The organism is Kaistia geumhonensis (genome assembly GCF_030815145.1).
In the GTDB taxonomy this organism is placed as follows: Bacteria; Pseudomonadota; Alphaproteobacteria; order Rhizobiales; family Kaistiaceae; genus Kaistia; species Kaistia geumhonensis.
Genome location: NZ_JAUSWJ010000001.1, coordinates 2,813,288 through 2,825,844 on the forward strand (window position 1 = coordinate 2,813,288; position 12,557 = coordinate 2,825,844).

A 12,557-nucleotide genomic window follows, 5' to 3' on the forward strand; every position below is an offset into this window, starting at 1 on the left:
GGGCCCGGCGGCCCGGCTAGATGCCGGACCCGATGATGGCGGGCGCGTCGACCTTCGGCGGCGCATAGACCGGGGCGACGGTGACCTTCGCTTCCTTCGCCAGCGCGATGGCGAGGCGGAGTTGCATCTGGTCGGCGACCGCCTGCGCGGCCCGGTTCTCGGCGTCGATGCGCGCGCGCACATTGGCGAAGTTCTGGTTCGAGCGGTCGTAGCTCGCGATGCCGCTCGACGACGACCGCAGGATGACGCGGCCGGAGCCGCGCTCCGTCAGCTGGAACTTCACCGCGACCGTCACCTGGTAGGCCGGCGCCGTTTCGTCCTTCTCGAAGCCGAGCCGGACCTCGGAGGTCGAGACGTTGATCGAGAGGTCGTAGCGCGCCGGCGGGGCCTGCTTGCCGCCGTTGAAGGCGAAGACGAGATTGTTGCGCACCTGCTGGGCCACGCGGTCGCCGACATCGCCGACCGAGATGGCCGAAAGATCTGCCGCCGGCGCCTGGCCGGGCGTCGTTGCCATATAGACGGGCCGCACCGTGCAGGCGCCGAGCGTGAGGCCGATCATCACGGCGGCGGCCGCGCCGAGCAGCGGGCGCATGCGGCCCTTCGGGTCAGACGACGACATTGACGATCCTCTTCGGCACCACGACGATCTTCTTCGGCGCGCGGCCCTCGAGCGCGCGGACGACGCCGTCGAGCTCCAGCACGGCCTTCTCGATAGCAGCTTGGTCGGCGCTTGCCGAGACCGTGATCTCGGCGCGCTTCTTGCCGTTGATCTGGATCGGCAGCGTGATCTCGTCGTCGACGAGGAGGGCGGGGTCGACATGCGGCCAGGCCGCCTCGGCGGCGATGCCCGAACGACCGAGCACGGTCCAGCACTCCTCGGCGAGATGCGGCACCATCGGGCCCACCGCGGCGACAAGGAAGGCGGCCGCCTCGTCGAGCGCGAAGGCCATGTCGGGCGCAACGGTGCCGGACGACCGCGCGGACGCGACGGCCTCGCCGAAGACATTGGCGAAGGCGTGCACGCGCGCCACGGCGACGTTGAAGCGCAGGCGGTCGAAATCCTCCTCGACCTGCGCGATCAGGCGATGCGCGGCGCGGCGGAGCGCGGTCGATTCGGCTCCGAAAGCAACCGGATGATCCGGCTTGCCTGCGAGTTCCGCAGCCTCGCCCACGAGGCGCCAGAGCCGCTGCGTGAAGCGCCAGGCGCCCTCGATGCCGGCAGCGGTCCATTCGCTGTCGCGCTCGGGCGGCGTGTCCGAGAGCATGAACCAGCGCGCGCAGTCGACGCCATAGGTGTCGGCCACGATCTCCGGCGGCACGACATTACGCTTCGACTTGGACATTTTCTCGGGCGGTCCGACGGTCACCGGCTCGCCGGTGCCGACGCGGAAGGCGCCGCCGTCGCGATGCTCCACTTCCTCCGGGAACAGCCACTTGCCGGCTGAGTCTTTGTAGGTCTCGTGGACGATCATGCCCTGGGTGAAGAGGCCGGCGAAGGGCTCGGCGACCGAGATGCGGCCCGCGCTCCTGAGTGCGCGCGTGAAGAACCGCGCATAGAGGAGATGCAGGATCGCGTGCTCGATGCCGCCGATATACTGGTCGACGGGCAGCCAGTGATCGGCGGCCTCGCGGGTCAGCGGCGGCTCGCCGGGCGCCGCGGTGAAGCGGGCGAAATACCACGACGAGTCCACGAAGGTGTCCATCGTGTCCGTCTCGCGCGTCGCGGCCGTGCCGCAGCGCGGGCAGGCGACATGCTTCCACGTCGGATGGCGATCGAGCGGGTTGCCCGGCTTGTCGAACGTGACGTCGTCCGGCAGCAGCACCGGCAGATCGGCCTTCGGCACCGCGACCGGCCCGCAGGACGGGCAGTGGATGATCGGGATCGGGCAGCCCCAATAGCGCTGGCGCGAGATGCCCCAGTCGCGCAGGCGGAAATTGACCTGGCGGCGCCCCTGCGGCTTGCCGGCGAGAGCCTGAGTCTCGAGGCGGCGCGTCACCGCCTCCTTGGCAGCGGGGATCGAGAGCCCGTCCAGGAAATCCGAATGGAACAGGTGGCCGACGCCGTCGAAGGCGACGTCGCCGACGTCGAACGTGGCGGGATCCTCGCCTTCGGGCAGCACGACCGCCTTGACCGGCAGGCCATATTTGCGGGCGAAGTCGAGATCGCGCTGGTCATGGGCCGGACAGCCGAAGATGGCGCCGGTGCCGTAGTCCATCAGGATGAAGTTGGCGACATAGACGGGCAGCATCCAGCCGGGCACCAGCGGGTGCTCGGCGCGGAGGCCGGTGTCGAAGCCCTTCTTCTCCTGCGTCTCGATCGCCTCGGCCGAGGTACCGCCGCGGCGGCATTCGAGCAGGAATTCGGCGAGCGCCGGGTTCGCCGCGCCAAGCGCCTCGGCGAGCGGGTGGTTGGCGGCAATGGCGAGGAAGGACGCGCCATAAAGCGTGTCGGGACGGGTCGTATAGACCTCGACCTCGCTGGTGCCGGCCGGCGCCGTCGCCGGATCGAGCGCGAAGCGCAGCGACAGGCCTTCCGAGCGGCCGATCCAGTTGCGCTGCATCAGGCGGACCTTGTCCGGCCAGCGCTCCAGCTCGTCCAGCGCGGAGAGGAGTTCGTCGGCGAATTCGGTGATGCGGAAGAACCACTGCGAGAGCTTGCGCCGCTCGACCAGCGCGCCCGAGCGCCAGCCGCGCCCCTCGATCACCTGCTCGTTGGCGAGCACGGTGTTGTCGACGGGATCCCAGTTGACCTCGCTCTCCTTGCGATAGGCGAGGCCCCGCTCGTGCAGGTCGACGAAGATGCGCTGCTGTTCGGCGTAATAGGAGGGATCGCAGGTGGCGATCTCGCGGCTCCAGTCGAGCGAGAGGCCGAGCAGCTTGAGCTGCGCCTTCATCGTCTCGATATTCTCGTAGGTCCAGATCTTCGGATGGCTGTTGCGCTCGATGGCGGCGTTCTCTGCCGGCAGGCCGAAGGCGTCCCAGCCCATCGGATGCAGGACGTTGAAGCCCTTCATCCGCTTGAAGCGCGCGACGACGTCGCCCATCACATAGTTGCGGCCATGGCCGATATGGATGCGCCCCGAAGGATAGGGGAACATCTCGAGGACATAGTATTTCGGCCGCGGGTCGCCGTTCTTCGCCTCGAAGATGCCGCGCTCGGCCCACTCGCGCTGCCAGCGGGGTTCGGCCTCGCGCGGGTTGTAACGTTCTGTCGCCATGATCGTCTTTGATATGCGGGAGAAACGGCGCCGAATTGCGGCGCTGTGAGAGGTTGCGACCATCACCAGAAAGGTGGTTCGCGGTCAACCTTCTCGGTTGGCGGATGCGTTGAGCGGGCGCGGCGGCCGTGCTAGGCGCAGCCATCTGAGAAAGTCGAGGATCCGCCGATGACCGACACCGTCGCCGAACGTCTCGCGGCCATCTGCGCCCGCATCGCCGCCGCGGAGCGCGAGGCCGGCCGGCCAGAGGGATCGGCCGCGCTGGTCGCGGTGTCGAAGACCTTCCCGGCCGAGGACATGCTGCCGGCGCTCGCCGCCGGTCAGCGCCTGTTCGGCGAGAACCGCGTGCAGGAAGCCGAAGGGAAGTGGCCGGCGCTCGTCGCCGCGCATCCCGATATCGAACTCCATCTCATCGGGCCGCTGCAATCCAACAAGGCGCGCGAGGCCGTGGCGCTGTTCGACGTGATCCACACGGTCGACCGCGAGAAGATCGCCGCCGCGCTCGCCGCCGAGATGAACCGGCAGGGCAGGCGCCCTCGCCTCTTCGTCCAGGTGAATACCGGGCTGGAGCCGCAGAAGGCCGGCATCGCGCCGCGCGAGGCGGCGGCCTTTGTGGACCGCTGCCGCAGCGTGCACGGGCTCGCCATCGAAGGGCTCATGTGCATCCCGCCGGCCGAGGAATCGCCCGGTCCGCATTTCGCGCTGCTGGCGAAGCTCGCGCGCGAGATCGGCGTTGGCGCGCTGTCGATGGGCATGAGCGGCGACTTCGAGACGGCCATCGCCTTCGGCGCGACGCATGTCCGCGTCGGCTCCGCGATCTTCGGCGGCCGGCCGCCCCTCACCCCGCCGCGAGAGAGCGCGGCCTGAGCCCCGCGCGCTCGGCGAGCAGCGCGAGGCAGATTTCGAAGGCCGTCGTGTCGGTATAGAGCGCATCGGGCGCTGCCTGGTGCACGACGAGCTTGCCGCCGCGCCGCTCGATGCCGCCTTGCATCATGAGATTGTCGGCCATGTCGACATCCTCGATCATCAGCCCGTCGGCGCCGCGCAGCCGGCCGGCCGTGTCGACATGCACGTCGCCGCCATAATGCGCCACGGAGCGGCTGCGCATGTCGGCCGCCACATTGGTATAGCCATAGACGAGCTTGCCGCGAGCGCACATGTAGCCGAGCTCGAAGCAGGTGCCGGTATCGGCCGAGACGCCGTGATAGGGCGTCAGGTTGGCGATGATGGCATCGGCCTCGTCCATCAGCTTCTCGTCGATGGCGCTGATGGCATGGCCGAGCGCCCGCTTGCTCGGCTGCGGGGGAATGGCGAGATCGCCGGGCGCCAGCGGCACGAGGCCCGCCGCGCGCGTCAGCGCGATCTTGCGGTCCTGCTGGGCGCGGGCGTCGGGGAGGAACACCTCCGGACCGGCGAGATAGACTTTGAGGCGCATGAGAACTCCGAAGCGCGGCGCGCCGCGTCATCGGCGCTGCGACGACTATGGCGCCTGCCATGCTGCGCTGCAACAGAGTCGGATCGGGAGGTCAGTCTTCGGCGAGCGGCCGTGCCTCGTCGGGCAGCATGATCGGAATGCCGTCGCGGATCGGATAGGCGAGGCGTGCGGCGCGGCTCACGAGTTCCTGCCGCGCCTCGTCATAGGCGAGCGCCGTCTTGGTCACGGGACAGACCAGCATCTCGAGAAGCTTCACGTCGATGCGCGCGGCGGGACGGTCGAGCGGCGCCATGACGAACCTATTGCAGCAGGGGCGAGGCAGCGCCGTCGCCGCCGCGCGCCAGTGTCATCTCGGTGAGGGCGATCAGCGTTTCCGCGCGCGTCCTGAGGTCCGCGGCCTCGAGCAAAGCCTGCTTCTCGGCCGGTCCGTAGGGGCTCATCATCGAGAGCGCATTGACCAGCGTCTCGTTGGAGGTGCGGCCGATATTGTCCCAGTCGGCTTCCAGCCGGTTGGCGTCGAGATAGGCGCGGAACACGTCGAGCAGTCGCGCCCGGTCCACGGCCTCGGCGCCGGCATTCTCGGCGAAGTCGTCGATGAAGTCGTCCGCCGCGATGCGGCAGATGCGGAAGCCGCTGCGGCCCTCGATCTCCTCGACCACGCGGAAGCGCGCGATGCCGGTGAGGACGATCATGGTGCGGCCGTCCTCGGTCTCGGCATAGGACGTGATGCGTCCGACGCAGCCGATCGCCGAGAGGGCAGGCTCCCCTTCCTCGCCCGAGGGGCCGGCCGGCTGGATCATGCCGATCAGCCGGTCGCCGGCCATGGCCGCGTCGACCATGGCGAGATAGCGGGGCTCGAAGATGTTGAGCGGCAGCTGCCCGCGCGGCAGCAGCAGCGCCCCGGTCAGCGGAAAGACCGGGATGCTGTCCGGGAGATCGCGCGGACCCTGATAGTTGGCCTTGCCAGCCTTCATGAACGCTTTCGTCGGCGACGACGCCTCAGGAGAACAGGATCGAGGACAGGCGGCGGCGGCCGCTGAGCGTGGCCTCGTCGGTCGGTCCCCAGGCCTCGAAGAGCTGCACCAGCTGCTTGCGGGCCTTGTCCTCCTCCCAATTGCGGTCGGCGCGGACGATTTCAAGGAGGAGGTCGGTCGCTTCCTCGCGATCGCCCTTGCCGTTCCTCAGCAGGGCAAGATCGAAGAGCGCGGCGAAATCCTTGCGGTTGGCGGCGATGCGGGCCCTGAGTTCGCCCTCTTCGCCGAGCGCGGCGGTCTGCTCGATCAGCGCCAGCTGGGCGCGCACCGCGGCCAGCGCCGGGTCGGCCGCCTTGGCCTCGGGAACGCCGGCGAGCAGCGCCTTGGCCTCGTCGATCTGCCCGGCCGAGAGATGGCAGGACGCCAGTCCGGCCAGCGCCTTCAGGTTCTCCGGCTCTGCGGCGAGGATCGCGGCATAGAGCTGCGCGGCCTCGGCGACCGCGCCGCCCGCCACCAGCTGCTCCGCTTCGGCCAGCGCCGCCTCGATCTCGTCGGCACCGCCCGCGCCGCCGAGCCGCTCGATGAACTGCTTCACCTGGCCCTCCGGCAGCGCGCCCATGAAGCCGTCCACGGGACGGCCACCGACGAAGGCGATCACGGCCGGGATCGACTGGATGCCGAGCTGCCCGGCGATCGACGGGTGATCGTCGATATTCATCTTCACCAGCTTCACGGCGCCCTTGGCCGCCTTGACGACCTTCTCCAGCACCGGGGTCAGCTGCTTGCACGGGCCGCACCAGGGCGCCCAGAAGTCGACCAGCACGGGCTGCTTCTGCGAGGCCTCGATGACGTCGCGGGCGAAGGCCTGGGTGGTCGTGTCGCGGATGAGGTCGTCGGTGCCGCCGCCGGCCGGCTCCGCCGCCGGCTGATAGGAGGATCCGAAGCTGTAGCTGGGCTGGTTCATGAGCGTCCGCCTCTGATGGCTGTCGCGCCGGTCGGGCCGGCGCCGTTTCGCTGCTGAAGATGGATCGTCCGGCGCGGATTTACAAATCCGCATCGCCCTCGGGCGCGCCGAAGGCGACAACGAGCGGCGGATGGCCGGTCGCCTTCGCGAAGGCGAGGAGATCGGCGACGGCGATCCGCGTCGTCGCCGTGTTGACGAGCGGATGGAAATTCGCCTCCTCGCCTTCCGCGATGCGCCGGTCGAGCACCAGCGTCACCCGCGGCGGCGCGTCATTGACGAGCGCGAAGGGTGTGACCGAGCCCGGCGTGACGCCGAGCACTTCGAGGAGAAGCTCGGCCGAGCCGAAGGAGAGCCGGCCCGAGGCGCCGATTAGTTCGTGCAGACGCTTCAGGTCGATGACGCTGTCCTCGACGGCGACGACGAGGAACAGGCGGCCCTTCTTGTCCTTCACGAACAGGTTCTTGCTGTGCAGTCCGCGAAGCGCGCCGCGCAGTTCCTTGCCCTCGGCGACGGTGAAGAGCGGCGGATGCTCCACCGTCTCGGTGCGGATGCCGAGCGTTTCGAGAAAAGCGAGGAGGTCGTGACGTGTCATCGGCATGGCGCCGCGGTCCCTGTCGAGGCGAGAGGCCAAGCGAATGCGCCATCCGCGAGCTTGAGGCAAGGCGTCCGCGCCCGCGGAAGCAGGCGCGCCGGCATCCGTCGCGGCAGCCTGTGGATCGACGGCAAATTGCCTGTTGCAATCCTCCGAACCTTGCGCCATAACGCGGCCGTCCGGCGATGCCGGGCACGGATGCGGGTGTAGCTCAGGGGTAGAGCATAACCTTGCCAAGGTTAGGGTCGAGGGTTCGAATCCCTTCGCCCGCTCCAATTTTCCGGCACCCACCGGATTGCGAAAAGGCCGCGGTTCACCGCGGCCTTTTGCGTTTCGGGGTCGTGTCGACGGGACCCATCAGGCCCCTGCCCGGTCGTTCAAAAGGCGGTAGTCGGCGGCGCGACTCGCCGCGGCCACGAAGCGGCCGTTGGGCAGGTCGTTGACGTCGAGCTTGAAGGCGATCTCGTCCGGCGTCAGGCGATAGTGCTGCCAGCGTTCGGTCAGGCGGCGGCGAAGCTCCTCTTCGGGGACCTCGATCATCACCGTGAAGTCGAAGAACGGCGCCAGCCCGTCCCAGGGTGTATCGGCCAGCAGCAGGTAGTTGCCTTCGGCGACGATGATGCGCGCCGTCCGGGGGATGAGCCGCGCCCCGGCGCGCGCGATCTCGATGGCGCGATCGAAGACCGGCACCGCCACGAACTCCTCGTCGTCGCGGGCCAGCCGCTCCAGCATGGCGCGCAGCCCGCCGACATCGAAGGTCTCCGGCGAGCCCTTGCGCGGCCTGAGGCCGGCCGGCACGAGATGGAGGTCGTCATAGTGATAGCCGTCCATCGGCAGCAGCGCCGCGACGCCCGGCTCGGCGGCGTTGAGGCGATCGACCAGCGCCTCGGCGACGGTCGACTTGCCGCCTCCGGGCGGACCGGCGATGGCGAGGATGGTGCGCGTCTCCCGCGGCCGAGAGGCCAGCAGTCGCACCAGACCGTCGAGATCGATGACGGCTGGTGCCGGTGAGCCGCTCGCCTCCGATGTCGCGGCTCCCGAAGCCACCTCTCCCGAAACCATGCCATCCTCCCTCGTCGCCGGCCGCCCGTTATAGCGCGGCGCCCGCCACGACGACATCCGTGCTCCATGTCCGGCAGCGCTCCGCGAGGTCTTCCGGCAAAAGCGCATCGGTGAAGAAGGCGTCGATCTCGGCCAGCGAGGCGAGCCTTGCCGGGGCCGTTCGCCCGAGCTTGGATGCATCGGCGACCAGGAAGGCGCGGCGGGCCTGGCGGATGATCGCCTTCGACACGCGCACTTCGGCGAGGTCGAAATCGAGCAGGTCGCCCTCCTCGTCCAGCGCCGAACAGCCGATCACCGCGATGTCGACCTTGAACTGCTCGAAGACATGCGTCGTCAGTTCGCCGACGAGGCCGCCATCGCTGCGGCGGAGCACGCCGCCGGCCACCACAACCTCGCAGGACGGGTTCGCGGCCAGGATGTTGGCGACATTCATGTTGTTGGTGACGACGGTCAGGTTGCGATGGCCGAGGAGCGCGCGGGCGACGGCCTCGGTCGTGGTGCCGATATTGAGGATCAGCGACGAGTTGTCGGGGATCGCCGCGGCACAGGCGCCGGCGATCGCCGCCTTGCCGGCCTCGTTCATGCGCCGGCGCTGGTCGTAGCCGATATTGGCGACGCCCGTGCGCAGCACCGCGCCGCCATGGACCCGGTCGAGCAGCCCGGCATCGGAGAGCTCGGCCAGATCGCGGCGGATCGTCTGCACCGTCACGTCGAAGCGCCGCGACAGATCCTCGACCGCGACGCGGCCCTCGCTGCGGGCGAGATCGAGAATGTCGGCCTGGCGGATGCTGAGCGCCACGGGGGCCTCGTCGTTCGGTGATCGACCTTGATGCGGGGATGTTCGCATGCGCCCAAAACGAAGAAAAGCGAAAATCCGCGTTGACAGGATCGTGCAATGGCCGCAGGGTTCGATCGCCGGGCGAGGGTCCCGAACCCGCGAGCCCGGCTGGCCGGGGATGACCGAACGTGGCGGTTTTCGATCTCTTCATCATCGGCGGCGGCGTGAACGGCTGCGGCATCGCGCGCGACGCGGTCGGGCGCGGCCTTTCGGTGGCGCTCGCCGAGCAGGGCGATCTCGCGCAGGGGACCTCCTCGGCGTCGACCAAGCTCTTCCATGGCGGGTTGCGCTATCTCGAATATTTCGAGTTCCGCCTGGTGCGCGAATCGCTGGAGGAGCGCGAGACGCTGCTCGTCGCCATGCCGCACATCTCCTGGCCGATGCGCTTCGTGCTGCCCTGGCGCTCCGACATGCGTTTCGAGGCGGAAACGCCGACATCCAAGCTTCTCGCGCGGGTGATGCCCTGGATGAAGGGGCGGCGCCCGGCCTGGCTGATCCGGCTCGGTCTCTTCCTCTACGACACGCTGGGTGGCCGCAAGATCCTGCCGGCGACGCGGACGCTCGACCTTGCGCGCGATCCCGCCGGCGCGCCGCTCCAGGAGAGCTTCCGCCACGCCTTCGAATATTCGGACTGCTGGGTGCAGGACTCACGGCTGGTGGCGCTCAACGCGCGCGACGCCAGGGAGCGCGGCGCCCATATCCTGACGCAGACGCGGGTCGTCGCGGCGCGGCGCGAGGGCGACCTCTGGCGGATCGACGTGTCTGGACCGGCCGGCGAGGAGACCTTCTCCGCCCGCGCGCTGGTCAATGCTGGCGGTCCCTGGGTCGGCGAGGTCATCCATGACGTGACAAAGATCGCGACCCGCGAGGGCGTCCGCCTCGTGCGCGGCAGCCATATCGTGACGCGCCGGCTCTACGACCACGACCGCTGCTATTTCTTTCAGGGGACGGACGGGCGGATCATCTTCGCCATCCCCTACGAGCAGGACTTCACCCTCATCGGCACGACCGACAAGGATCACCACGGCTCGCCCTCCGAGGCGCGCTGCACCGACGAGGAGCGCGACTATCTCTGCGACTTCGCCAGCCGCTATTTCAAGCGGCCGGTGACGGCGGCCGAAGTCGTCTGGACCTATTCCGGCGTGCGTCCGCTCTATGACGACGGCGCCAGCTCGGCGACGGCGGCGACGCGCGACTATGTGCTGCGCTTCGACCGCGACGGCGCGCCGCTGCTCAACATCTTCGGCGGCAAGATCACCACCTATCGCCGGCTTTCGGAACATGCGGTGGACGAGCTCTGCCGTGAGCTTGGCATGTCGCGCCCGGGCTGGACGGCCCGCGTGCCGCTGCCGGGCGGCAACTTCCCGCATGACGGCGTCGCCGATCTCGTTGCCGGCCTGCTGCGCGACTATCCCTTCCTCACGGAGCGCTGGGCGGTCCGCCTCGTGCGCGGCTACGGCACGGAGGCGCGCGAGATCCTGGGCGAGGCGAAGACGGAAGCCGATCTCGGCCGTTCCTTCGGCGCGACGCTCACCGAGGCCGAGCTTCGCTGGCTCATGACGCATGAATTCGCGCATGAGGCGGTCGATGTCGTCTGGCGCCGCACCAAGCTCGGGCTGCATCTCTCGGCCGAGGAGATCGCCGCGATCGATGCCTTCATGGCCGAGCACCGCGCGCTGCGGGCAAGGGCGACGGCGGCCTGATCCTCAATCCGCGGCGAGGAGATCGAGCGTCGCGGCGTCCCGATCGCCGCCGCACCAGCGCGTGAGCGCCCGCTCGAAGACGTTTCCCGCCGCCCCGCCGGCGACCGCGAACAGCGTCATCGAGGAGCGGAATTTCAGATCGTCCGGCGTGCCGAACAGCGCCGTCAACGACGGCGCATCCGCCGCGATCGCCAGTTCCGTCAGGCGGCGGATCCGATCGCCGAGCAGCGGATCGGCGAGATAGGCCCGCGCCTCGGCCAGCGAAGCGATGCCGTAGAAAAGCGCCGTCTCCGAGCGGCCGAGCGCGCGCAGCTGCGGAAAGACGAACCACATCCAGTGGCTCCGCTTGCGGCCGGCCGCGAGTTCCGCCTCGACGCGGTCGATCACCGGGACCTGTGCGTCGCGAAAGCGTTGCAGATGGAACGGGTCGGATGCGCCCGCGCCGGTCATGGGGACCCGCTCCCGCGCGGTCTCGGATCGGACGATGCAAAGCCGGCAAAGAGATCGCCTTCGGGCGCCGGTTCCGGTCCGAAGACGCTCATGCCGCCATAGCCATGCGAGCGCACGCGCTCGCGGGCGACGAAGGCCTCGAAGGACGGGCCGCTCGCGCTGCGCTCCAGCCGCCGCGACGCCTCGTCGAGCCGGCGGATGGCGTCGAGCCGCTCGTCATTGCCGAGCTTCGCCCTGGCGACGGCCGATTTCATGACGCCGATCGTCTCGTCATAGACCTTGAGTGGCACCGGATAGGGGTGGCGGTCCTTGCCGCCATGGGCGAGCGAGAACCGCGCCGGATCGGCGAAGCGGCAGGGCGCGCCATGCACCACCTCGGCGACGAGCGCCAGCGCCTCGACCGTGCGGGCCCCGACGCCGGGAACCATCAGGAGATCGGCGAAATCGCGCGGCCCGCTCTCGCTGGCGGCGGCGAGCGCGCCATGCAGGCGGCGCAGCATGACGTCCTTCGGCCGGACGTCGTGATGCGCGGGCATCACCAGATGCGGCAGCAGCGGCGCCTCGGGCGGCTTTGGCGCCGCCGAGCGGCCGGTCGCGGCGGCGAGCTCGCGCACGATGCCGTCGGGGCCGAATTCGGCGAGCAGCGAGAGCTGCCCGCGCCGCGATGCTTCGGCGCGGTGGTCGGTCAGGTTGACGATCTCGCCGCGATTGCGCCCGTCGATCGCGGCATGCGGCGCATCGACGAAACTCGTCAGCCCCTCCGATTGCCAGTGATAGCGGCGGGCGGTACGCGTCCCCTCGTTCATGCCCTGCTGCACGACGACCCATTGCCCGTCATCGGCGACGATGAAGCCGTGCAGATAGAGGTCGAACCCGTCCTGGACCGCGGCGCTGTCGACCTTGGCCACCAGGCGGCTGGCCGCCGCGAGGGCCGATCCGTCGAAGCCGGCGCGCATGCCGGCCGCGACCAGCTCATCGGGCGTCTTCCGCGACTGCGCGCCGCGGCCGCCGCAGACGGTGATGCCGAGTTCGCCGGAAAGGGGGCCGAGCCCGCGCTTCAGCGCGCCGATCACGCTGGTGGTGATGCCGGAGGAGTGCCAGTCCATGCCCATGACGGCGCCGAAGGACTGGAACCAGAAGGGATGGGCGAGGCGGCGCAGGAATTCCTCCCGCCCGTAATGCAGCACGATCGCCTCGGTGATGACGGCCCCGAGCCGGGCCATGCGCTGGCCGAGCCAGGCCGGCACCCGGCCGCCATGCAGCGGCAGGTCGGCACTTCCCGCGCGTCGGGTCATCGGCCCGCTCCGTGAACGAAAGACGA

The 12,557-nt window shown here is 69.4% G+C and carries 13 protein-coding genes and 1 tRNA gene; 3 read left to right on the forward strand and 11 right to left on the reverse strand.

Translation table 11 applies throughout. The annotated features are described in order from the left end of the window. Positions 1–16: 16 nt before the first annotated feature. Complete coding sequence (gene lptE / locus QO015_RS13325; protein WP_266278812.1) at positions 17–619, reverse strand: LPS assembly lipoprotein LptE; 603 nt, start codon at positions 617–619, stop codon at positions 17–19. Continuing rightward, positions 606–3,218 (reverse strand): leucine--tRNA ligase, encoded by a 2,613-nt coding sequence (gene leuS / locus QO015_RS13330; protein ID WP_266278810.1) that lies wholly within the window; start codon positions 3,216–3,218, stop codon positions 606–608. The genes lptE and leuS overlap by 14 nt, the downstream gene beginning before the upstream one ends. Before the next feature lie 168 nt (positions 3,219–3,386). Between leuS and QO015_RS13335 the strand changes: the two genes are divergently transcribed. Further along, on the forward strand, positions 3,387–4,085 hold the full coding sequence (locus QO015_RS13335; protein ID WP_266278808.1) for a YggS family pyridoxal phosphate-dependent enzyme: 699 nt from the start codon (positions 3,387–3,389) through the stop codon (positions 4,083–4,085). On the opposite strand, the gene QO015_RS13340 is transcribed toward QO015_RS13335, so the two are convergent. The 5 genes from QO015_RS13340 to QO015_RS13360 form a co-directional block, all read right to left on the reverse strand. Then, positions 4,057–4,653 carry a nucleoside 2-deoxyribosyltransferase gene (locus tag QO015_RS13340; protein WP_266278806.1) on the reverse strand — a complete coding sequence of 199 codons (597 nt, stop codon included), beginning with the start codon at positions 4,651–4,653 and terminating at the stop codon, positions 4,057–4,059. The genes QO015_RS13335 and QO015_RS13340 overlap by 29 nt on opposite strands. A 91-nt stretch (positions 4,654–4,744) precedes the next feature. After that, positions 4,745–4,945, reverse strand: a complete 201-nt coding sequence (locus QO015_RS13345) for a Trm112 family protein (RefSeq protein ID WP_266278805.1) — start codon at positions 4,943–4,945, stop codon at positions 4,745–4,747. Positions 4,946–4,952: 7 nt separating this feature from the next. Continuing rightward, complete coding sequence (locus QO015_RS13350) at positions 4,953–5,627, reverse strand: LON peptidase substrate-binding domain-containing protein (RefSeq protein WP_266278804.1); 675 nt, start codon at positions 5,625–5,627, stop codon at positions 4,953–4,955. A gap of 25 nt (positions 5,628–5,652) precedes the next feature. Continuing rightward, positions 5,653–6,591: a thioredoxin gene (gene trxA, locus QO015_RS13355; RefSeq protein WP_266278803.1), complete on the reverse strand. Its 939-nt coding sequence runs from the start codon at positions 6,589–6,591 to the stop codon at positions 5,653–5,655. A gap of 79 nt (positions 6,592–6,670) precedes the next feature. Continuing rightward, positions 6,671–7,189, reverse strand: coding sequence for a prolyl-tRNA synthetase associated domain-containing protein (locus tag QO015_RS13360; RefSeq protein WP_266278802.1), 519 nt, complete (start codon positions 7,187–7,189; stop codon positions 6,671–6,673). 194 nt (positions 7,190–7,383) lie between these two features. Here QO015_RS13360 and QO015_RS13365 point away from each other — a divergent pair. Further along, positions 7,384–7,458 (forward strand) — tRNA-Gly (locus QO015_RS13365). A gap of 82 nt (positions 7,459–7,540) precedes the next feature. Here QO015_RS13365 and QO015_RS13370 read toward each other — a convergent pair. Continuing rightward, positions 7,541–8,245 carry a nucleoside/nucleotide kinase family protein gene (locus QO015_RS13370; protein ID WP_266278800.1) on the reverse strand — a complete coding sequence of 235 codons (705 nt, stop codon included), beginning with the start codon at positions 8,243–8,245 and terminating at the stop codon, positions 7,541–7,543. Between the two features lie 28 nt (positions 8,246–8,273). Beyond that, on the reverse strand, positions 8,274–9,044 hold the full coding sequence (locus QO015_RS13375; RefSeq protein WP_266278798.1) for a DeoR/GlpR family DNA-binding transcription regulator: 771 nt from the start codon (positions 9,042–9,044) through the stop codon (positions 8,274–8,276). A gap of 167 nt (positions 9,045–9,211) precedes the next feature. Between QO015_RS13375 and glpD the strand changes: the two genes are divergently transcribed. Next, complete coding sequence (gene glpD, locus QO015_RS13380; RefSeq protein WP_266278797.1) at positions 9,212–10,786, forward strand: glycerol-3-phosphate dehydrogenase; 1,575 nt, start codon at positions 9,212–9,214, stop codon at positions 10,784–10,786. A 3-nt stretch (positions 10,787–10,789) separates the two neighbouring features. Here the strand turns inward: glpD and QO015_RS13385 are convergent, their stop codons facing one another. Then, positions 10,790–11,236, reverse strand: a complete 447-nt coding sequence (locus QO015_RS13385) for a DUF1810 domain-containing protein (RefSeq protein WP_266278796.1) — start codon at positions 11,234–11,236, stop codon at positions 10,790–10,792. After that, on the reverse strand, positions 11,233–12,531 hold the full coding sequence (locus tag QO015_RS13390; RefSeq protein ID WP_266278794.1) for a DUF763 domain-containing protein: 1,299 nt from the start codon (positions 12,529–12,531) through the stop codon (positions 11,233–11,235). Before QO015_RS13390 ends, QO015_RS13385 begins: the two co-directional genes overlap by 4 nt. Positions 12,532–12,557 lie beyond the last annotated feature (26 nt).